18 protein-coding genes and 1 riboswitch are annotated in these 21617 nt (G+C 71.5%); of the genes, 12 read left to right on the top strand and 6 right to left on the bottom strand.

Annotated features, from left to right (window positions below):
* Positions 1-43 precede the first annotated feature (43 nt).
* The 3 genes from A3IC_RS0114915 to A3IC_RS0114905 all read right to left on the bottom strand — a co-directional run bounded on the left by A3IC_RS0114915 (position 44) and on the right by A3IC_RS0114905 (position 2538).
* Positions 44-355: an NIPSNAP family protein gene (locus A3IC_RS0114915; protein ID WP_026218274.1), complete on the bottom strand. Its 312-nt coding sequence runs from the start codon at positions 353-355 to the stop codon at positions 44-46.
* Positions 356-446: 91 nt separating this feature from the next.
* Entirely contained in the window at positions 447-2090 is a 1644-nt protein-coding gene (locus A3IC_RS0114910; RefSeq protein ID WP_040876638.1) for a GMC oxidoreductase, read from the bottom strand.
* Between the two features lie 205 nt (positions 2091-2295).
* A complete protein-coding gene (locus tag A3IC_RS0114905) occupies positions 2296-2538 on the bottom strand; it encodes a hypothetical protein (protein WP_020550845.1) in 243 nt (80 codons plus the stop codon).
* Between the two features lie 87 nt (positions 2539-2625).
* On the opposite strand from A3IC_RS0114905, the gene A3IC_RS0114900 reads away from it, so the two are divergent.
* Positions 2626-4575 (top strand): hypothetical protein, encoded by a 1950-nt coding sequence (locus tag A3IC_RS0114900; protein WP_158695957.1) that lies wholly within the window; start codon positions 2626-2628, stop codon positions 4573-4575.
* Between the two features lie 558 nt (positions 4576-5133).
* The gene (locus tag A3IC_RS0114895; protein WP_020550843.1) at positions 5134-7125 is read left to right on the top strand and encodes an elongation factor G; all 1992 of its coding nucleotides are present in this window, start codon (positions 5134-5136) and stop codon (positions 7123-7125) included.
* Between the two features lie 217 nt (positions 7126-7342).
* Here the strand turns inward: A3IC_RS0114895 and A3IC_RS0114890 are convergent, their stop codons facing one another.
* Entirely contained in the window at positions 7343-8359 is a 1017-nt protein-coding gene (locus A3IC_RS0114890; RefSeq protein ID WP_020550842.1) for a LacI family DNA-binding transcriptional regulator, read from the bottom strand.
* Positions 8360-8615: 256 nt separating this feature from the next.
* Here A3IC_RS0114890 and A3IC_RS0114885 point away from each other — a divergent pair, with 256 nt between their 5' ends.
* The 9 genes from A3IC_RS0114885 to A3IC_RS0114845 all read left to right on the top strand — a co-directional run bounded on the left by A3IC_RS0114885 (position 8616) and on the right by A3IC_RS0114845 (position 19432).
* A complete protein-coding gene (locus A3IC_RS0114885) occupies positions 8616-10361 on the top strand; it encodes a glycoside hydrolase family 13 protein (RefSeq protein ID WP_211232288.1) in 1746 nt (581 codons plus the stop codon).
* Positions 10358-11914 (top strand): alpha/beta hydrolase, encoded by a 1557-nt coding sequence (locus A3IC_RS0114880; protein ID WP_211232287.1) that lies wholly within the window; start codon positions 10358-10360, stop codon positions 11912-11914. The genes A3IC_RS0114885 and A3IC_RS0114880 overlap by 4 nt, the downstream gene beginning before the upstream one ends.
* Positions 11911-13179 carry a sugar ABC transporter substrate-binding protein gene (locus A3IC_RS0114875; protein ID WP_020550839.1) on the top strand — a complete coding sequence of 423 codons (1269 nt, stop codon included), beginning with the start codon at positions 11911-11913 and terminating at the stop codon, positions 13177-13179. The genes A3IC_RS0114880 and A3IC_RS0114875 overlap by 4 nt, the downstream gene beginning before the upstream one ends.
* Positions 13180-13202: 23 nt before the next feature.
* Complete coding sequence (locus tag A3IC_RS0114870; protein WP_020550838.1) at positions 13203-14825, top strand: ABC transporter permease subunit; 1623 nt, start codon at positions 13203-13205, stop codon at positions 14823-14825.
* On the top strand, positions 14822-15673 hold the full coding sequence (locus tag A3IC_RS0114865; RefSeq protein ID WP_020550837.1) for a sugar ABC transporter permease: 852 nt from the start codon (positions 14822-14824) through the stop codon (positions 15671-15673). The genes A3IC_RS0114870 and A3IC_RS0114865 overlap by 4 nt, the downstream gene beginning before the upstream one ends.
* A 176-nt stretch (positions 15674-15849) precedes the next feature.
* Positions 15850-17448 carry a glycoside hydrolase family 13 protein gene (locus tag A3IC_RS0114860; RefSeq protein ID WP_020550836.1) on the top strand — a complete coding sequence of 533 codons (1599 nt, stop codon included), beginning with the start codon at positions 15850-15852 and terminating at the stop codon, positions 17446-17448.
* Positions 17449-17513: 65 nt separating this feature from the next.
* Positions 17514-17954, top strand: a complete 441-nt coding sequence (locus tag A3IC_RS0114855; RefSeq protein ID WP_020550835.1) for a GNAT family N-acetyltransferase — start codon at positions 17514-17516, stop codon at positions 17952-17954.
* Between the two features lie 216 nt (positions 17955-18170).
* Entirely contained in the window at positions 18171-19019 is an 849-nt protein-coding gene (locus A3IC_RS0114850) for an SMP-30/gluconolactonase/LRE family protein (protein ID WP_020550834.1), read from the top strand.
* A gap of 89 nt (positions 19020-19108) precedes the next feature.
* Entirely contained in the window at positions 19109-19432 is a 324-nt protein-coding gene (locus A3IC_RS0114845; protein WP_020550833.1) for a putative quinol monooxygenase, read from the top strand.
* Positions 19433-19534: 102 nt separating this feature from the next.
* On the opposite strand, the gene A3IC_RS0114840 is transcribed toward A3IC_RS0114845, so the two are convergent.
* Both A3IC_RS0114840 and A3IC_RS71010 read right to left on the bottom strand, forming a co-directional pair.
* A complete protein-coding gene (locus tag A3IC_RS0114840) occupies positions 19535-19849 on the bottom strand; it encodes a DMT family transporter (RefSeq protein ID WP_020550832.1) in 315 nt (104 codons plus the stop codon).
* Positions 19850-19863: 14 nt separating this feature from the next.
* Positions 19864-19926, bottom strand: a riboswitch (guanidine-III (ykkC-III) riboswitch).
* Between the two features lie 432 nt (positions 19927-20358).
* The gene (locus A3IC_RS71010) at positions 20359-20553 is read right to left on the bottom strand and encodes a hypothetical protein (protein WP_245599299.1); all 195 of its coding nucleotides are present in this window, start codon (positions 20551-20553) and stop codon (positions 20359-20361) included.
* A 70-nt stretch (positions 20554-20623) separates the two neighbouring features.
* On the opposite strand from A3IC_RS71010, the gene A3IC_RS0114830 reads away from it, so the two are divergent.
* Positions 20624-21535, top strand: coding sequence for an aldo/keto reductase (locus tag A3IC_RS0114830; protein ID WP_020550830.1), 912 nt, complete (start codon positions 20624-20626; stop codon positions 21533-21535).
* Positions 21536-21617: the final 82 nt, after the last annotated feature.

The following is a 21617-nucleotide window of genomic DNA, read 5'->3' as shown; positions in this document are numbered from 1 at the left end:
TGGATGGTGCCGACCCCGGGCGCCGGGACCGGGGCCGATGGGTTCAGGAGCCGTCGTCGAGGGGGCGGAGGAAGCGGCGTTCGTAGCGCTTGATGCAGCCGGTGTCGCGAGCCAGTCGAAGGGCCGCCTGGCAGTCGGGGTCGGTGGCACTGTCGATGCGGTACCGCTCGTACGCGGCGAAGCTGGGGAAGGAGAAGAGCGCGTAGGCGATGTCGCTGTCGCCCTCGCTGGGCAGGAAGTAGCCGTGGTGCGTGCCGCCGAACCGGTTGACCAGCCCGACCCAGCGGCGACCGTACTCCTCGAAGTCGGCCAGCTTGTCGGCGTCGATCTCGTACTTCAGATGAATGGTGATCACGCCCACATGATGCAGGGCGGCGGCTCGCGTGGCGAGTACGGCCCGTGGGCCGCCGACCCGGTGCGGGGTCGGCGACCCGATCGGGGCGGTGTCACAGGTCGGTGGCGATGATCTTCTCGATGTTGCGTTCGGCGAGGGCGGTGATGGTCACGAACGGGTTGACGCTGGTGTTGCCCGGGATCAGCGCGCCGTCGATCACGTACAGGCCGGAGTAGCCGTACAAACGGCCGTAGTTGTCGGTGGCCTTGGTCAACACCGCACCGCCGAGCGGGTGGTAGGTGAGGTGGTCGCCCCAGATCTTGTAGGCGCCGAAGAGGTCGGTCCGGTAGATCGTCCCCTCCTTCGCGTTGATCTTGTCGAAGATGGTCTTGGCCATGTCGATCGACGGCTGCTTCCAGGCGGCCTGCCAGTTCAGTTCGACCTTGCCGGTCGCGGCGTTCCAGGAGAACCGGGCGCGGTTGGGGTTCTTGGTGATCGACAGGTAGAACGAGGCGTAGGTCTCGATGCCGGTGGGTAGTGGGGCGACCTCGGCGAACGCGCCGCCGGCGTTCCAGTTGTCGATGCCGCCGGTGGGAATGGACGCCTGGAGGGAACCGGTGGGATCCCACATGTGGTTGGCACGCCCGCACATGACGTTGCCGTTGTCGCCCCAGCCCTGGCCGATCTCGGCGTTGAGGTTGGGCAGCGCGCCGGTGGCCTTGAGCCGGACCAGCAGTTTGCTGGTGCCCACGCTGCCGGCGGCGAAGAAGACCTTGTCCGCGGTGACCGTCTTGGTGAGTGTGGTGGCGCCGGTGGTGTCGAGTTGGTCGATCGTCACGGTGTAGCCGCCGCCGGCCGCGGGGGATACCGAAGTGACCTTGTGCAGCGCGGAGATGGTGACCCGGCCGGTCTCCTTGATCCGGGCCAGGTAGGTCTTCTGCAGCGACTTCTTGCCGTAGTTGTTGCCATAGAGGATTTCGCCGGCGAGTGCGGACTTGGGAACGACGCCGGCGGCCTCCTGCTTCATGTAGTCCCAGTCGTACACGGTGGGTACGAAAACGAACGGGAAGCCGGCGCGCTGAGCGTGCTTGCGGCCGACCCGGGCGTATTGGTAGCAGGCGGTGCTCTCGAACCAGGCCGGGTCGATGGTGGCCGCCCCGAGGCCGGCGTTGGCGCGCGGATAGTAGGTGTTGTACATCTCGTCGGCGTCGACCGAGGGGAGGATGGCGCCGAAGTTCTCCCGCTTGGGAGTGACCGCCATGCCGCCGTTGACCAGCGAGCCGCCGCCGACGCCCCGGCCCTGGTAGACGGTGATGCCGGCGAACTCCTCGGCGTCCAGGATGCCGGTGTACTTGGGGATGTCCCGGTCGATCGGGAAGCCGAGGAAGTTGCTCAGCGGCTGCTTGGTCTTGGTGCGGAGCCAGAAGGAACGGGCGTCGGGGGAGGTGGTGTTGGCGAAGATCTTGCCGTCCGGGCCGGGGGTGTCCCAGGACATGCCCATCTCGATCATGTGTACGTCGACACCCGCCTGGGCCAGCCGAAGCGCGGCGACGGAGCCGCCGTACCCGGTGCCGATCACCAGGGCCGGCACGTGTGCCCCGGCGGGGATCGAGGCGGCCGAGGGAGCCGCCGTCGGCTGAGCTGCGGAGGCGCGGCCGGCCACGGCCGCGACCCCCAGGATGGAACCTGTTCCAGCGATGAAAGTGCGGCGCGAAAAACCCTTGGAACCGTTGCTGTGCATGGCGAAATCGCTCATGTGACGTTCCTCACTCTGGGACGGAGTGAGAACAAGTTCTAGGGGGGAATGCGTGACAAGTCACGGCATACTCATGAGTAACTTGCTAATGGGGTAAGGGACTTGCCCGCGGGTCGCGGAGCGTCGATGCGCGGTCACGGAGCGGCCCCGAATCATCCGCCTCGTTGTCCGGAATCGGAGCCGCACTGCTCGGATCGGGGCACCGTCACCGCTGCCGGGAGTTCGGCCGCCACTCCGGCAACCGGCCGGGCCGGGGCGGCTGTCCGGGCCGCTCCACGAGGAAGGTCGTGACGGGGGTGAACCCCGGTGCCTGGTATTGCCGGACGAGGGCGCCGTCGCCGCCCGGGTAGCAGTCGACCCGGACCAGGTCGGCGTTCCGGCGGACCGCCTCGCGGCGCACGTCCTCAGATCGTCGCAGGACGAGGCCGGTCTCGGTGAAATCCCGCATTTCCGGGAGGATTCCGGTATGTGGTCGACGGTGCCGCCTCGACGGTCACGCCGCGGGCGGCTCGCTCTGCCGTGTTACTTTCGCGCCATGGCATCAACCCGGCCACCGGCGGCGTCCGCAGGGGAGTTGCTGCTCGGGCATGCCGACGACGCGCTCGCGACCCGGGTGCGTAGCCGACTCGGTCGCGTCGACGCGCTGCTCGGCGTCGAGCCGCCGGCACCGGTGGTCCGTGCCGGGGGTGCGCCCGCCGGGCACGCGCGGTCCGAGCGTCGGGACGAGGCGTCCACCTTCGCTCGCCTCGCGACGGTCGACTGGGACACCCTCGTGCGCGACCATCGCCGAAAGCCCTTCGCCGACGACGTGCGCGCGGAGTTGGTCGCGCGCGACGACTGCCCGCGCGCGGCCGTACTGGCCCTGGTCGTGGTGCCCTCGTCCGCGACGGCCTGCTCGGCGCTCGGAGCGGCCCTGGAGCGCCGGGTGGTGACGCTGCGTCAGGTCGCCTTGGAGGGCACTCCCGGATGGGCGGCGGTCCGCACCCTGGCATGCTGGGTGCCGTGGCCCGGCGACAGGCGCCACGCGCCCGTGGACCGGGTGCTGGACGAGGCGGCCGGCCTGCTGCCCGGCCACGACCCGATCGCCTGGCGGTGGTTGATCGATCGGGCCCCGGGCCATCCGGACACATTCGGTCGGTTGTGCATGGACGCCTCGAACGCGTCGTGGGCCGGCGATCCGCAGGCACGGCGCGGATCGTGGTCCGCCGACCCGGGCGGGCGTCGGGTCGAAGCCGTGGCGAGCAGGCCCCGGTGGACCGTGCTGACCCCGCTCGGGCTGCTGGGCCGGGTCGCCCCGCCGGTGGCCGCGCGCGTCGTCGCGGCACTCCCGGCGAGCCTGATCCGCGAATTCCTGTCCGCCCACGAAAAGTTGTCCGCCCGAGTCGTCGGCCCGCTGCTGCGCACGGGCGTCGTCCGCGCCGAGGACCTCGCCGGTCGGTTGAGCACCGACCCGGCACAGGTACGGGAGTTCCTGGCGCTGCGGCACTCGGGTGTCCATGCCGAGTTGCTTGCCTCCGGTGTCGATCGGCGGACGCGCGACGCGATCTTCCGGGCCACCCGGCGGGACGCCCCGCGATGCGTGCCGCTGCCCACCGGGTGGCGGCACCGCTCGACGGTGAACCCGCACGGCGGCTGCGCCGAGGCGGTGTTCGGTCATCACCCGGAGTTGATTCGTCCCGCGCTCGGGCTCTGCAAGGCGGAACTGGGCATCGCCGGGATGCTGCGCGGGCTGCTCGGCATCTGGGAGGTCCGCGGGAGGTGGGCCCTGCGGGATCCGCGACTGCTGCATCGGCTCGGTTCGGACAGCGCCGCCGCGCGGTTCGCGCGCTCGGTCGCGTTCGACCCGCGCGGGCTGGAGCGGCTGCGCGCCGAAGTGGCCCGCCACGAGCGGCCGGACGTGCTGGTCGCCGCGATGCGCGAGGCGCCCGCGTTGGCCGCCCGGTATCCGGGGGCGGAGCTGTGGCCCGCGGCGGTCGCCGCGCACGACCGGGAACCGTTGCCCGCCGCGACCCTGGCAAACCTGGCCGGGCACCCGGACTGCCCCGACGAACTGAGCCTGCCCGCCTGCCGATCCGACCCGGTTCTCGCGCTGCGCCTGGCCGATCGCTCGCCACGACACGCGTTGGTCGCGCTCGGTCACCCGATGCCGCATGTCCGGCGAACGGGGACCCCGGTGCCGTGGTTCGTCGACGTGTTGGCGGACGGACTGCTCGCTGTCCGGGACGTGGTCGAACAGGCCAACCCGGCACACCGCATGCTCGAAGGGGTCGACGCCCTGGCCGCGATTCTCCCCGACGAAGCACGCGAGGCGCGGCACGTCGTCGCCGAGCACACCCGCCGCACGCTCGGCGGCGAGCCGGACGCCTGGGCGGTGGCGGTGCGCCTGTTGCCCGACTTCGTCGCCGGCTTGCCGGAACTCCTGGCCACCGCGGCGGCTGCGGTGTTTCGCACGGCGGCCGCGGGAGAGGACGACCCGACCGGCTGAGGCCGGGCGCCGCGGACCGGGGCGGCCGGCGCCCGGGGCGACTGCGGGCGGGCTCAGGATCGTGACGACGCACCGGGCCGCGCTCGCAGTGCCGGGACATGGCCTCAGGGTGGCATGCGATCGGGCGACGACGCAGGTGGGAGGGTGGTTGCAACGCGAGCTGCAACGTGAGCTGCAACGTGAGCCGCGACGCAAGCTGCAACGCGAGCCGCAGCGGAGTATGGAACGGAGAAAGGCGCGAGGGAAGAAACGCGGGAGGGTTCGGAAGGCGCAGCGGAGAACGGTACGGGCCGCACAGCGGGAGCCGGAGCGCACACCGCAGCGGTGTGTGGAGCGGGAGTCGAGCGGCGGTGCGCAGCGGGTGGTGTGCGTCGACGGCCCGCGGGTCGCCTCGCCGACCCGGGGCGGGAAACCGGGTGGCCGCGGGGCGCGGTGTTAGGGTCGGAGCGCATCGCATGGCACGAATCGACGTGGAGAGGACGCGGATCATGCGCGGAAAGACCAGCGGTCTCAACGGAGTTCGTCCCATCGATGCAGCCGCGGGAGCCACTGGCCGTCATGAACCACTTGAACATCGGGATCGTCGCGCATGTTGACGCCGGCAAGACCAGCCTGACCGAGCGTCTGCTGTTCGACACGGGTGTGATCACCCGAATCGGCAGCGTCGACGCGGGCAGCACCCAGACCGATTCGCTCGAACTCGAACGCAGGCGCGGCATCACCATCCAGTCCGCCGTGGTCGCGTTTCGGATCGGCGACCTGCGGGTCAACGTGATCGACACGCCGGGCCACTCCGACTTCGTCGCCGAGGTCGAACGGGCGCTGCGGGTACTCGACGGTGCCGTGCTCGTGGTGTCCGCAGTCGAGGGGGTCCAAGCCCGAACGCGAGTATTGATCCGCTCACTTGTCCGTCTGCGCATTCCCGTGCTGGTGTTCGTCAACAAGATCGATCGCCGCGGCGCGCGCCATGGCGACCTGCTCGAAGCGATCGCCGCCGAACTGGGCCCGAACTGCGTCGCGATGGGCTCGGTCGACGACCTCGGCACCCCGGACGCGCGCTTCGAACCGTTCACCGGCGCCGACGCGCACTTCACCGCCCGGCTCGCGGAGGCGTTCGCCGACCACGGTGACGCGTTCGTGGATTCGTATCTGGACGACCGGATCACCCTCACCGAGGCCGACTACCGACGCGAGTTGGCGCGCCACGTCGAACACGCGTGGGTATACCCGGTGTTCTTCGGTTCCGCGATCACCGGCGAGGGTGTCGACCGGCTGGTGCGCGGCATCGCCGAACTACTGCCCCGAGTCGGCGCGGAGGCGGCCGAAGAACCGTTGCGGGCGGTGGTCCTCAAGATCGAACGCGGACGGGCGGGGGAGAAGATCGCGTACGTCCGCACCCGAAGCGGCACCCTTCGCCCGCGTGCCGAGGTCACCCTGCACCGCCGCGACCACGGCGGCGCGGTGATCGAACTGGTCGGGCGTACCTCCGCGGTCCAGGTGTTCGACGAGGGCACCCGGCTGCGCGACGCGGATGCGACCGCGGGCACGATCGCCAAGGTCCGGGGACTGGCGGAGGCGCGGGTGGGTGATCAGCTGGGGTCCGCCGACGGGCTGCCCACCCGGGGCCTGTTCGCGCCGCCCACTTTGGAGTCGCGGGTGACGCCGGAGAGTCCCCGGCAGCGTCCCGCGCTCCACGCCGCGCTGCAACGCATCGCCGAGCAGGACCCGATGATCGACGTGCGCACCAACGAGGAGACCGGGGCGATCTCGGTGCGCCTGTACGGCGAGGTGCAGAAGGAGGTGATCGGCGCGACGCTGGCCGACACGTTCGGCCTGCGGGTCGCCTTCGAGGAATCGCGTCCGCTGTACTTCGAGAAGCCGGTGGCGGTGGGCGAGGCGGTGCGGGAGATCGCCGGCGACGGGGTGAACTTCTTCTGGGCGACCGTGGGTCTGCGGATCGAACCGGCGGCGCACGGGGCCGGGATCGTCTTTCGGCTGGGTGTCCGGCTCGGCGGGTTGCCGCTCGCCTTCCACCGGGCGATCGAGGAGGCGGTGCACGCCACGCTCCGGCAGGGCGTGCACGGCTGGGAGGTGCTGGACTGCGCGGTGACGCTGACCCGGACCGGCTATGCGAGCCCGATAAGCGCGGCGGGCGACTTCCGCAACGTGACGCCGCTGGTGGTCGGCGACGCGCTCAAGCGGGCCGGGACCCGGGTGTTCGAGCCGATCCACCGGTTCGAACTGGAGGCACCCGGGGCGAGCGCGGGGGCGGTCGTCGCGCTGCTGAGCGGCGCGCGGGCCATCCCGGAGGAGCAGAGCACGCGAGGGGACCGATGCCTGGTGCGGGGCACGATTCCGGCGGCCGAGGTGCACGGGGTCACCCGGCGACTGCCGGAGGCGACCCGCGGGGAGGGGGTCCTGGTCAGCGAGTTCGACGGACACCGTCCCTTCACCGGCCACCCACTCCCGACCCGCCCGCAGACGGGGCCCGACCCCTACGACCACGACCGCTACCTGCTCCACACCCTGGGCCGGGTGCGCGGTACGTGAGTGGCGGGCGCCGGCGCGCCGATGGGCGGGGATCGGTTCGTGCCGGGAGGGGCGCCGGCGCCGCCGAACAGCCTCCGGACCGCCCACCGCCCACCGCTTGCCGCCTGTCGCCCGTCGGCCCACCATCCGCCGGGCGAGCGCCCGCAGGACCCACTGCCCGGCGCTCCCCGGCCCCCTCGGGCTCGAACCGAGTTCGAGCCCGAGGGGGCCGGGCCCCTCAGGTGCCGTCGAGGTGCGCGGCCGCCGTGGAGGAGCGGGCGATGAGGCGCGGAGCGAAGCGGTGGTCGACGTGGGGTGTGTGGTAGCCCTGGAGTCGTTGCCACATCGCGGTCGCGATGGCGGTGGACATCTGTTCGATGGGTTGTTGCACGGTGGTCAGCGGCGGGTCGCTGTGCGCCGCGAGGTAGGAGTCGTCGTAGCCCACCACCGAGACGTCGTGCGGCACCCGGCGGCCCGCCTCGCGCGCCGCCGAGACCACGCCCAGCGCCATCAGGTCGCTGCCGGTGATGATCGCGGTCGCACCCGCGTCCAGGAGTCTGCGCGCCGCGGCCTGGCCGCCGGTGATCGAGTAGGTGGACTCGATGTACAACGCGTCGTCGCAGCCGCCGAACGTGGCCGTCATCGCCGCCCGGTAGCCGGCCAGCCGGTGCCGGGACGGGCGGTAGAACTCCTCGCCACCCGCCAGCGCGATCCGGGTGTGCCCGAGGCTGTGCAGATGGGCGACCGCCATCGCGGCGCCGGCCGCCTCGTCGGTGGTGACGGTGGACACGGGCAGGCCCGGTACGCCGCCGTTGACCAGGACCATCGCCACGTGCTTCTGGTGCAGATGCCAGTAGAAGCCGTGGTCGGCCTCGGGGTTGGCGTGGCGTCCGGAGACCAGGACGAGTCCCTCGATGCCACGCCGTAACAGTGTTTCGATGTAGTCCAGCTCGGTGGGCCCGTGCTTGGTGGAGCTGCCGATCAGGGCGGTGACGCCGTACTGGCTCAGCCGCGCCTCGATCGCGCCGGCGAGCAGCGCGAAGGCGGGGTTCTCCAGCTCCGGGACGATGATGCCGACGAACGGCCGGCCGACCGGGGCGGGTGCGACCATGCCGTGCTCGCGGATGGCGTCCAGGACCCGGGTGCGGGTGTGCTCGGCGACCCCGGGTTTGTCGTTGAGCACGCGGCTCACGGTGGCCGCGCTCACCCCGATCCGGTCGGCGATCCTGCGGACCGAAGGTCGCTCCAGCGTCACGCGACAGTCACCTCTTCCTCTGTCCCGAGCCTCTCCCCGAAGCCCTCGGCGGCGCGGCCCACGCTATCGAAACGCGTTTCGCCGATGCAACAAAATCTTTGAAACATGTTGCAGAATGTTGCAGTGCTTCACGGATTGCTTTTACGCTCCTCGACATTCGACCTGATGAACGGCATGTTTCGGAGTCGCAAACACCATGCACCCACCGGAAACACTCTGTAACGCAGTGGCACATCACGACGGTTCGCCGGGATACGTGAGCAACCCGTCGCCCGATCCCGGCGAGCGCGTGGAGCTCTTCGTCCGCACCCGCACCGCAGCCGGTACCAAGCGCGTGCACGTGCGCACCAAGCTGGACGGCGAACCGGTGTTCACCGCGGCGAAGGTGGACCGCGTGGTCGGCGACGAGACCTGGTGGCGGGTGGGTGTCGAGGTCGGGAGCACCGAGTTCGGCTACCGCTTCCTGCTGGACACCCCGGACGGCAACCGCTGGCTCACCGGCGCCGGCATCGCCGCGCGCGATGTGCCCGACACCGGCGACTTCACGCTCACGACCCACCCCGCGCCGCCCGCCTGGGCGGCCGACGCGGTGGTCTACCAGATCTTCCCCGACCGCTTCGCCCGCTCCGCCCGGCAGCGCGACGCGGCCATGCCGGACTGGGCCCGGCCCGCCGCATGGGACGAACCGGTCGGCTGGGGCACCGCCGGCGCCCTGCAACAGATGTACGGCGGCGACCTGTGGGGAGTCGTGGACCGGCTCGACCACATCCAGGAGCTGGGCGCCGACGTCATCTACCTCACGCCGTTCTTCCCGGCCCGTTCCAACCACCGCTACGACGCGACCACCTTCGACCGGGTCGACCCGCTGCTCGGCGGCGACGAGGCGCTGCGTGCGCTGACCGCCGAGGCGCACCGGCGCGGGATGCGGGTGATCGGCGACCTGACGCTCAATCACTCCGGGAACGGACACGAGTGGTTCCGTCGCGGACAGGCCGAACCGGACTCCGTCGAGGCGGGCTTCTACTACTTCGACCCCCGAGACCGCGACCGCTACGCGTCGTTCTGCGGCGTCGACACCCTGCCCAAGTTCGACCACACCTCGGCCGAGCTGCGCGCCCGGCTGTACGAGGGACCCGACTCGGTGGTCGCCCGCTACCCGCGCGACTTCGGCCTGGACGGGTGGCGTATCGACGTCGCGCAGTCGGCCGGCCGGTACGGCACCCAGGACCGCAACGCCGAGGTGGCCCGCGCGACCCGAGCCACGCTGGCCGCCGCCGCGCCGGACGCGCTGCTGCTCGCCGAGCACCAGCACGACGCCTCCGCGGCGCTGCGCGGCGACGGCTGGCAGGGCACGATGGCCTACTCCGGCTTCACCCGCCCGGTCTGGGGCTGGCTCGCCGACGCACCGCTCACCGAATTCTGGGGGGTGCCCGGCCCGATCCCCGACTACGGCGGCGCCGATCTGGCCGCCGTCATGCGCGACTTCGCCGCGTTGTTGCCGTGGCGCTCCTACACCCACAACCTGACCCTGCTCGACTCGCACGACACCCAGCGGTTCTGCTCGATGGCCGGTCGCGACCACCAACACCTGGGCGCGGCACTGATGTTCACCCTGCCCGGGCTGCCGATGGTGTTCGCCGGCGACGAGGTCGGCGTGGAGGGCGTGCATCTGGAGGACGGCCGGCGGCCCTTCCCGTGGGACTCCTCCGGCTGGGACCAAGACACCCACCGCGTGTACCGCGACCTGATCGCCCTGCGCCGCGAACATCGTGCGCTGCGCGCGGGCGGTCTGCGCTGGCTGCACTGCGCGGCCGACACGGTTCTGTACGAGCGGTGGTTGCCGGAGGAGACGCTGCTGATCCAGGTCGACCGGGCCGGACACAGCCCGATCGCGGCGCCGGTGGCGGCGCGGAGCCTGACCGGCGGCCCGGATCTGCGTCCGGGCGAACCGATGCCCGGCGACGGGCCCGCGTTCCACGTCTGGCGGGTGGAGCAGCCGTGACCCGAGCCACCCCCGCCGGCGCGCTCGCGTCCCACCCCGAGGCGGGGGATCGCCGCGAGACGGGAGCCCGCCCCGAGGCGGGAGTCCATTCCGAGACGGGAGACCACCCTGTGGCCGGAGACCGCCCCGAGACGGGAGACGACCCGACTGTGCCCGCGACCGGCGTGATCGAGACGCTGACCGACGTGCGCTCGACGCACCTGGACAACACCCGCGACGTACACGTGTACCTCCCGGCCGGCTACGACCCGCTCGCCGGGCCCTACCCGGTGGTGTGGCTGCACGACGGGCAACACGTGTTCGCCCGTACCGGCCTGGAACCCAGCTGGCGGGTCGAGGAGACCCTGGACCGGCTGATCGGCGCCGGCCTGCTGCCGCCGCTGGTGGCGGTGGCCGTGGACAACGGCCGCGACTCGCGCGGCGCCGAGTACAGCCACCACGTGCCCTATCCGCGGGACCCGCGCGCGCTCGCCCGGGGAGAGCTGTACGAGCGCTTCCTGATCGAGGAGTTGCGCCCGCTGATCGCGGACCGCTACGCGGTCACCGAGGATCCGGCCGCGACCGCCGTGCTCGGTTCCTCGATGGGCGGCCTGGTCAGCTACCACCTGGCCTTCCGCCGCCCGGACGTGTTCGGTCTGGTCGGGGTGCTCTCGCCGTTCCTGGTCTTCGTCGACCCGGTCACGCTCGACGAGACACCGGTCCACCGGAGGCAGAACGCCCGCGGGCCGGCCCGGATCTGGGCCGACATCGGCGGCATGGAGGGCCTGATCACCGTTCGACACACCCGCGACCTGGTGGACCACCTGATCACCGACCTCGGCTACGCGCCGGACCGCGAGGTGCGTTTCCACGAGGACCCGTACGCGCCGCACCACGAGAGCGCGTGGGCCGAGCGGGTCGGCAGCGCGCTGCTGCACCTGTTCGGCGACGCCGACTCGCCGTTGACCCGACTGCGGCTGCCCGAGCGGATCGTGCTCGCCACGGGGCAGGCGCAGGCGAGCGTGGCGCCGGTGGGCGTGCGCGCCGACGGCTGCGTGTACTCGGTGCTCGGCGTCGAACCGACCTGGACGCCGCTCGACGCGCTGCGTGCGCTCGGCTCGGCCCGGGTGGCGCCGGTACGGCCCGGCGTGGTCGAGCTCGCCGTGACGGCCGGGGGCCACACCGCACACGGTGTGGTCGAGGTGGTCGAGGGCGGCTCGGACGCGCTCCTGGAGGTCACCCTGACCACCTCGGCCGACCTGCCTCCCGAGGAGACCGTCTACTACTCCGGCCTGGTCACCACGCGCGTGGCCGCCGGTACGTATCACGGCAGTTGGCGACTGCCCCGCGGTATCGGCCTGGGCGGCGCGGTCGGGCGCGGCTGGCGCTGCGACGGCCTGCGCGAGGACGGCACCACGATCCGCGACCCGTTCCACCACGACGGCGACCGGCACATCCGGTTGCACGTGCCGGCCTGGAGCGACCCGAACGCCGAGCAGGCTCAACGGATCGAAGCCGAAATCGAACCGGCCGGCGGCGACGAAGCGAGCACATTCGAGGAGGAAACCCAGTGAGATCACGCCTGTTGCTTCCGGCCGTGCTCGCCGCGACGTTGCTCGCCACCGCATGCGGTGGTGGCAGCGGCGGCGCCGGCAACGGCGACAAGACCGCCGCTCCCGCCGCGTCCGGCCAGGCCGCGGCCACCGGATCGCTCACCGTGTGGGCCGACGACGCCCGGGCCAAGCCGCTCCAGGAGATCGCCGCCGCGTTCACCCGGGACAAGGGCGTCAAGGTCAAGGTCGTGCAGAAGGGACTGGGCGAGATCCGCGACGACTTCGTGTCGCAGGCCCCCACCGGGCAGGGTCCCGACGTCGTGGTCGGCCCGCACGACTGGCTCGGCAAGCTCGTGCACAACGGCGTCCTGGCCCCGCTCGAACTCGGCGACCGTGCCGCGGCGTTCTCCCCGGTCGCGCTGGAGGCGATGCGCTACGAGGGCCGCACCTACGGGCTGCCCTACGCGGTGGACAGCATCGCGCTGCTGCGCAACACCGAACTCGCGCCGCAGGCCCCCGCCTCGTTCGAGGAACTGCTCGCCACCGGGCGGCGCCTGGTCGACGAGGGCAAGGCCAAGCTGCCGGTCGCGGTGCCGGTCGACCCCAAGAGCGGATCGCCGTACCACCTCTACCCGTTGCAGACCTCGTTCGGCTGTCGGGTGTTCGGCACCAAGCCGGACGGCGCCTGGGACCCGGCCGGGCTCGAACTGGACAGCCCGGGTTGTCTGCGCTTCGCGCCGTGGCTGCGCGGGCTGGGCAAGGACGGTGTGATCTCCACCTCGCTCACCGCCGACATCGCCACCGACGCGTTCCTCAAGGGTCGGACCCCGTTCCTGCTCGCCGGCCCGTGGGACGCGGCCACCTTCAAGGCCGCGCACGTGCCGTTCGCGGTGGACCCGGTGCCCGGCGCGGACACCGCCCCGGCCCGGCCGTTCGTCGGTGTCCAGGGCTTCTTCGTCGGCGCCAAGTCGGCCAACCCGATCCTGGCTCAGGACTTCGTGCTGAACTACCTGTCCACCCCGCAGGCCCAGCGCGCCCTGTACGACACCGGCGGCCGGGTCCCGGCCGCCACCGCCGTGCTCGACCAGGTCGAGAACGACCCGGTGGTGGCCGGCTTCGCCCGTGCCGCGCAGGCCGGTGTGCCGACGCCCAACCTGCCCGCCATGGACGGCGTCTGGGCCGACTGGGGTCTGACCCAACTGGCCATCGTCCAGGGCCGCGGCGACCCGACGGAGCTGACCACCGCGATGGCCGGCCGCATCCGCGCCAAGATCGCCGCCGGCTGACGCGGAGCGGACGAGGAGAGACCGTGACCCAGACCCTGCCCACCCAGCCGCCGCACACCCCACCGCGGCGGCACCCGGCCTCATCGGGCGAGCGCCGGCCCGCCCCGGCCCGCCACCGCGGACTCGGCGGCCTCGCCACCCGGATCGTCCTGCTCGCCATCGTCGACGCGCTCGCGGTCTACGGGCTGCTCGCCCTGGCCGCGGATCGTTCGTGGTGGATGTTCGGCGCCCTGCTCGTGGGCACGGTCGCGGTGAACGCCGTCTACGCCGGCAAGCGGCACGTGCCGGCCAAGTACCTCGCACCCGGCATCGCGCTGCTGCTCGTCTACCAGGTGTACGTGGTGCTGTACACCGGCGTCGCCGCCTTCACCAACTACGGCGACGGGCACAACAGCGACAAGCCCGACGCGGTCGCGGCGATCCTCGCGCACAGCGAGACCCGCGTCCCCGACTCGCCGGTGCGGCCCGCCTCGGTCGTCGCCCGCGGCGACCGGGTCGGCCTGCTGGTGACCCAGCCCGACCGCAGCGTGCGCCTGGGCTGGGCGGGCCACCCGCTGGAGCCGGTCGAGCAACCCGTCTACGACGCGGGCGGCCGCGCGGTGGCCGCGCCCGGCTGGCTTGCCCTGACGTACAGCCAGATCGCGGGCCGGCAAAAGGAGATCAGCGAGCTGCGGGTGCCGGTGACGGACGACCCGAACAGCGGCAGCCTGCGCACCGCCGACGGGATCAGCGCCGCCGCCTACCGGTCAACGCTCGTCTACGACCACGACGCGGACACGATCACCGACCGGGCCGGCGGAGTCGTCTACCGGCCCACCTCGGACGGCGTGTTCGCGGCGCCGGACGGCACCCGGCTCAGTCCGGGCTGGAAGGTCTTCGTCGGCCTGGACAACTTCGAACGCATCCTGACCGACCAAGACATCCGCGGCCCGTTCCTGGGCGTGCTGGTATGGACGTTCGTCTTCGCCGGCGTCTCGGTCGCGCTGCCGTTCGGCATCGGCCTGGTGCTGGCGACCGTGCTGAACGGCAAACGCCTGGGCGGGCACCGGATCTACCGGTCGCTGATCGTGCTGCCCTACGCCTTCCCGGCGTTCCTGGCCGCGCTGGTGTGGCAGGGCATGCTCAACACCGACTACGGCTACGTCAACGTCTCGCTACTCGACGGCGCGCACGTCCCGTGGCTGACCGACCCGTGGTTGGCTCGGCTGAGCGTGCTCGCGGTCAATGTCTGGATCAGCTTCCCGTACATGTTCCTGATCTGCACCGGCGCGCTCCAGGCGATCCCGGCCGAGGTCACCGAGGCGGCCCGGATCGACGGCGCCGGACGGCGGCAGGTGTTGCGGCACATCAAAATACCGCTGCTGCTCACCGCGGTCACCCCGATGCTGATCGCCGCCTTCGCCTTCAACTTCAACAACTTCAACGTCATCTACATGCTCACCGGCGGCGGTCCCAAGGATCCCGACGCCCCGATCGAAGTCGGGTCCACCGACCTGCTGATCTCGCTCGTGTACAAGCTCGCCTTCGGCGGCAGCAACCGCCAGTACGGCATGGCCTGCGCCGTCTCGATCCTGATCTTCGTGGTGGTCGCCGCGATCTCCGTCATCGGCCTGCGTCGCAGCCGCGCGTTCGAGGAGCAGACATGATCACCTGGTTCGTCCGCGTCGGATGGCGGCACCTGGTCGGCGTCCTCGCGGTGCTGGTCGCGGTCTTCCCGCTGGTGTTCGTGATCTCCGCGTCGTTGAACCCGAGTGGCACCCTGACCGGCTCCAACGAGCTGTTCGCGGACACCACCGGGGCGCACTATCGGGAACTGTTCGACGACCCGCTGCATCCGTTCGGCAAGTGGTTCGTCAACTCGATGGCGGTCGGCCTGGCCACCGCGATCGGGTCGGTGTTCCTGGGCGCGTGCGCCGGCTACGCGTTCTCCCGGTTCCGCTTCCGGGGCCGAAAGGCCGGGCTGACCACGCTGTTGTTGGTCCAGATGTTCCCGCAATTGCTCGCGTACGTGGCACTGTTCCTGCTGCTGTCCGCGTTCGACGACGTGTTTCCGGCGATCGGCCTGGGCAGCCGGCTGGGCCTGGTGATGATCTACCTCGGCGGCGCGCTGGGAGTGAACACCTACCTGATGAAGGGGTTCTTCGACACCGTGCCGCGCGACCTGGACGAGGCCGCGCGGATCGACGGCGCATCCCATGCCCAGGTGTTCTTCCGGATCGTATTGCCCCTGGTGGCACCGGTGTTGGCGGTGGTGGCGCTGCTGTCCTTCGTCGCGACGCTCAACGACTTCGTGATCGCGAGCCTGGTGCTGAACGACCCGGACAAGCAGACCCTGGCGGTCGGGCTCTACCACTTCATCTCGTACGGAGTCGGCCGGAACTGGGGCGTGTTCGCCGCCGGGGTGCTGATCGCCGCGCTGCCGGTGCTGGTGCTGTTCCAGTTCCTCCAGCGGTTCATCGTGGGCGGACTGACGGCGGGCGCGGTCAAGAGCTGAACTCGCGCTCGCGCCGCCCGGCGGCCCTCGACGAGGCGATCCACCCCGGTCCCCGGCCCGCCTTCTCTCGTGTCACATTCCCGTTCCCGTTCCCGTTCCCGTTCCCGGTTCCGGGTCCCGTCTCCGCTTCCGTTTCCGTTTCCGTTTCCGCGAAGGGACGCTCATCGATGACCGTCATGACCACGAACTCCCCCACGACCACCGATTGGTGGCGCGATTCGGTGATCTATCAGGTGTACGTGCGCAGCTTCGCGGACGGCAACGGCGACGGGATCGGCGATCTGCTCGGGGTTCGCAGCCGATTGCGCTATCTGAGCGCGCTGGGCGTGGACGCGGTGTGGCTCACCCCGTTCTACGCCTCCCCGCAGGCCGATCACGGCTACGACGTGGCCGACTACCGGGCCGTGGACCCGCTGTTCGGGACGTTGCAGGACGCCGACGCGTTGGTGCGCGACGCACATGCGCAGGGCCTGCGGGTGATCGTCGACGTGGTGCCCAATCACACCTCCGAGGCGCACGCATGGTTCGTCGAGGCGCTCGCGGCCGGCCCCGGCTCGGCCGCCCGGGAGCGCTACCACTTCCGCGCGGGCCGCGGCGAGAACGGTGAACTCCCGCCCAACGACTGGGAGTCGGTGTTCGGGGGTCGGGCCTGGACCCGGCTGCCGGACGGCGACTGGTATCTGCACCTGTTCGCCCCCGAGCAGCCGGACCTGAACTGGGAACACCAGGGGGTCCGGGCCGAGTTCGAGAACATCCTGCGCTTCTGGCTGGACCTGGGCGTAGACGGGTTCCGGGTCGACGTGGCGCACGGCCTGGTCAAGGCGCCGGGACTGCCGGACGTCGGTACCGGCGCGGGCGTCGAGCTGCTCGGCAGCGCCGAACTGCCGTTCTTCGACCAGGAGGGGGTACACGAGATCTACCGCGCGTGGCGGCGGATCCTCGACGCGTACCCCGGCGCCCGGATGGCCGTCGCGGAGGCGTGGACGCCCGGTCCCGAGCGCACCGCGCGCTACGTGCGCCCGGACGAGCTGCACCAGGCTTTCAACTTCCACTACCTGGGCACCGATTGGTCCGCCGACGCGCTGCGCGAGGTGATCGACGCCTCACTCGCCGGCTCGGCCGAGGTCGGTGCGCCCGCGACGTGGGTGTTGTCCAACCACGACGTGCGCCGGCACGTGACGCGGTACGGGGGCGGCGCGATCGGCCTGCGCCGGGCTCGGGCCGCCGCGCTGCTGACGCTGGCGCTGCCGGGTTCGGTGTACGTGTACCAGGGTGAGGAGCTGGGCCTGCCGGAGGTGCTCGACCTGCCCGACGACGTGCTGCAGGACCCGCGCTGGGAGCGGTCCGGGCACACCGAACGCGGCCGGGACGGGTGCCGGGTGCCGCTGCCGTGGTCGGGCGAGCGGGCGCCGTACGGATTCGGTGCGCCGGGCGGCGCGGCCCCGTGGCTGCCGCAGCCCCGCGAATGGCGCGAGCTCAGCGTGGAGGTGCAGTGGGACGACCCGACGTCGACGTTGTCGCTGTACCGGTCCGCGCTGGCGATCCGGCGCACGCACCCGGAGTTGGGCGACGGCGCGGCACTGCGGTGGCTCGACGCGCCCGCGGGCACATTGGTCTTCAGCCGCGGCGAGTCGCTGGTGTGCGCGGTGAACCCGGGTGCGGAGCCGGTGCGGTTGCCGGAGTACGGCGCGGTGTTGCTGGCCAGTGCGGAACTGCCGGGAGGTGGCGTGCTTCCCGCGGACACGGCGGTCTGGTACGCGGTGGACGGCGGCTGAGGACGGTCCCGACCGGATGACCCCGGCTCGATGCGAGGCGGCCGGCCGGCTAGGGTGGGTGTGTGATGCGGTTCGAAACGAATGTGGACGCGGATCGTCGGGCCTGGCTCGGGCAGCGGCTCGGTGAGACGAATGTGGCGGCATCGCCGCACCTGGCCGGGCTGCAGGGGACCGACGCCGAGGACGACGTGGCCCTGCATCTCTTCGCTCTCGACGAGGACGGCACGATCGTCGGCGGCTTGGTCGGACACACATGGGCCTACTGGCTGCATGTGGACCTCCTGTGGGTCGACGCGGCCCGGCGCGGCACCGGGCTCGGTGGCGAACTCCTGGCCCGGGCCGAGAAGATGGCGCTGACCGAGCGCGATTGCCGCCATGTGCGCCTGGCGACCTGGGAGTTCCAGGCGCCCGGGTTCTACCGGAAACAGGGCTACGAACTCGTCGGCACCGTGCCGGACTACCCGCCGGGCAGCACCGAGTACGTCTTCGCCAAGCGCCTGGCCTGACCGCCGCCGGGCCGTTGTGCGCCGCGAGGGGCGGGTCCGCGGGCTGCGGGTCGCCTGCGTGGGGCCGGGTCTCCGGGGCGCGTGTCGATCGCGTGGGGGCCCGAGGGCTGTCGGCGATGAGTTTTCGGGTAGGCGCGGGTCTATCCCACGAGGGCAGGGATCCGCCGTCGACGTCGCCGGCGGCCCGCCTCGGGGTCGACGAAGGAGTCGTGGCTCATGTCCGAGTGGACCGTCCTGCGGGAGAACATCGTCTTCGGCGAGTCGGTGCGGTGGCATCGGGGCCGGGTGTGGTTCTGCGATTGGGGCGCCCAGGAGATCGTCGCGGTCGGCCCGGACGGTGTCGGCGAGGTCGTGGTGGGGGTGCCGTTTCCGTCGATGCCGATGTGCATCGACTGGCTGCCGGACGGGCGCTTGCTGATCGTCTCGTCCAGTGAGGCGAGGGTGGTGAGCCTCGAAGCGGACGGGTCGTTGGCCGGCCACGCGGATCTGCGCGCCCTCGGGACCGGCTTCAACGAGATCGTGGTGCACGAGCGCGGCCACGCGTACGTCAACGCGATCGGCTTCGACATGGCGGCAGGGGAGCCGTTCCGGCCCGGGTTCGTCGCGCTGATCGGTGCGGACGGCTCGGCCCGTCGGGTGGCCGAGGACGTCGTCTTTCCCAACGGCATGGCGGTGACGTCGGACGGCTCGACGCTGATCGTCGCCGAGTCGTACGGCCACCGGCTCACCGCCTTCGACATCGCGCCCGACGGCGGGTTGTCCCGGCGCCGGGTGTGGGCCGACCTCGGCGACGGGGTCCCGGACGGGATCTGCCTCGATGCCGAGGGCGCCGTCTGGTACGCGGACGTGCCCAACAAGTGTTGTGTGCGCGTTGGGGAGGGCGGCGAGGTGCTGCGAACGGTCGAGTTCGACCGGGGCTGCTTCTCGTGCGCGCTGGGTGGCGCCGACGGCGCGACGCTGTTCGTCGTCGCCACCGAATGGCGCGGCATGGACGCCCCGACGGGCGGCCCGCGTACCGGTCGACTCGTCGCCGTCCCGGTGTCGGCGCCGGCGGCCGACGGATGAGTACGGGCGGATCGCACAGTGCGGCGGACGCGCTCCTGGGACCGGTCGGATTCGCCTGGCGGACACGTGCGATGACCTAGAGTTACCCAATGATTTTCATCGTGGTGAAGTTTCCGGTGAAGCCCGAGCACGCCGAACAGTGGCCCGAGCACGCTGCGGCGTTCACCGAGGCCACCCGGGGTGAACCGGGCAACCTGTGGTTCGAGTGGTCGCGCAGCGTCGAGGACCCGAACACCTACGTGCTGGTCGAGGCGTTTCGGGACGACGCGGCTGCGGCGCACGTGAACTCCGACCACTTCAAGGCGGCTCTGGAGCGGTTCCGTCCGCTGATCCGCCACACGCCCGAGATCGTGAGCACGGTGATCCCGGATGTGAACGGGTGGAGTGCGATGGGCGAGTTGCGGATCGACTGATCCGGCGGAGCCGGATCGAACCAGGACCACCGGGCCGGCGGCCGACCCTCGCCGGCGCGAGGCTCGGCCGCCGGCCCGGTACGGGCCCCACGGTGGCGCGCTCTAGTGCAGGACCTTCAGGCCGACCACGCTGCCGACGATTCCGGCCAGCAGCAGGAGCTTGACGACGGAGAACGCCTCGCCGTCGAAGATCATCGCGTAGCTGACGGTCAATACGGCGCCGATGCCCACCCACACCGCGTAGCCGGTGCCGATCGGCAGGGTGCGCAGTGCGTACGCCAGACCCGCCATGCTCGCGGCCAAGCCGAGGCCGAACACGACGGTCGGCACGATCTTGCTGAATCCGGCGGACTTGCCCAGCGCCGTCGCCCAGACGGCTTCCAGGACACCGGAGATGATCAGGACGATCCAAGCCATGACAGGCACGCTCCCAGACACCGTCTTGTCCTGGCCGGGTACGGCGTGCCTCGTCCGGAAGCCTGTTCCGGCTCCGTGAACCACTCTCGCACGCCCGTCTCGGCGCACAAAATCTGCGCTTCGTCCACCTTTCGGACAAGCGATGGGGAACACGCTGCCTCCTCGAGGGTGAGCTACCGGCCGATCGTTCCGCCGGGCGTCCGGGCCGCGATCCTGGTCGCCGTCGCACTGTGGCCCCGCGACGGCTCGGAGGGCGACGTACGGCGCGAGCGCCAACTCCCAATACGCCTCGATCTCCTCCGCGACCCGGGCCAACCGAGCGCGCGGGTCGGCGTACAGCGCCTCGGACCTGGGGCCCAGCCCGCCCCGCTCGTGCCGCAGCCGGTCCAGATCGCGGCGCACCGCGGCGACCGGAGCGGCCACGATCCCGGCCGGCTCCGCCGCCAGGGTGGGGGCGGGCCCCGGGGGCGTCGGGTTGAGGAAGTCGGGAACGTAGCCCGACGGCGGGATCAGTTCGGCGAGTCGGCCCGGTCCAGCCCGGCGGCCACCAGTCGGGGACGGACCTGCTCGATCCAGGGCCGGTGCACCGGATGGGCGGCGCCGGAACCCAACAGCCGAAAGCTCGGTCCGACCTCCCACATCGGCGAGACGGCGAACCGCATCCGGGCCAGATCTCCCGCCGAGAATGCCAGTTCCGCCGACACCACCACTCCCGAGGATTCGCATATGGCTTAATCGATGGCGGTCGGCCTAGTGCGTCGCAATCATGCGGACATGACTGCACAGACGATCACCGCGGCGGCATCGGGCACCTGGACGCTCGGCGACCTGACGATCAACCGGATCGGATTCGGCGCGATGCGCCTCACCCAGGACGGCGAGGCGCTGGCCGCCGACGCGGTGCCCAGCGATCGGGACCGGGCGATCGGCGTGCTGCGCCGCGCGGTCGACCTCGGGGTGAACCACATCGACACCGCCGCCTTCTACTTCTCCCCGCTGCGCTCCGCCAACGAACTGATAAACCGGGCGCTCGCGCCCTACCCCGACGACCTGGTGATCACCACCAAGGTCGGACCGGGCCGGGACCCGGCGGGTCACTGGGCGCCGCACGCGATCACGCCGGCGCAACTGCGCGGCCAAGTCGAGGAGAACCTGCGCCAGCTCGGTCGCGACCACCTCGACGTGGTGAATCTGCGGATCCTGGGCACCGACTCGATCGCCGAGCGCTTCGGCGCGCTGGCCGAACTGCGCGAAGCCGGACTGATCCGACACCTGGGCGTCTCCAACATCCACCCGAACCAACTCGCCGAGGCACAGGCCATCGCGCCGGTGGTCTGCGTGCAGAACCAGTACGGCATCGGGATCCGGGCCGATCAGGACGAGTTCGTCCGAGCCTGTGGCGAACAGGGCGTCGCGTTCGTGCCGTTCTACGCGATCGCCGGGGCCGGTCGCCAGGTGGGCGCCGTCGGCACCGAGGAGCCGGAGGTCCTCGAAGTGGCGCGCACCCACGACGCGAGCGCGGCGCAGGTGCGGGTGGCCTGGACACTGCACCAGGGGCCGCACGTGTTGGCCATCCCCGGCACCGGCAACCCGGACCACCTGGTCGCCAACGTGGCCGCCGGCGCGCTGCGGCTGACCGCGGCCGATCTCGCCCTGCTGGGCGAACCACACCGGCGCGCGGAGTGAGCGAGTAGCCGACGTGGCGAGGGCGGGTGCGCGCGCCCGCAGCGGCGAGGGTGGGTCCGCGGCCAGAGGCGGAAGGCGGGCC

The organism is Embleya scabrispora DSM 41855 (assembly GCF_000372745.1).
Lineage (GTDB): Bacteria > Actinomycetota > Actinomycetes > Streptomycetales > Streptomycetaceae > Embleya > Embleya scabrispora.
The sequence above is the reverse complement of the archived record's forward strand: the minus strand, read 5'-3'. Positions and strand labels throughout refer to the sequence as shown.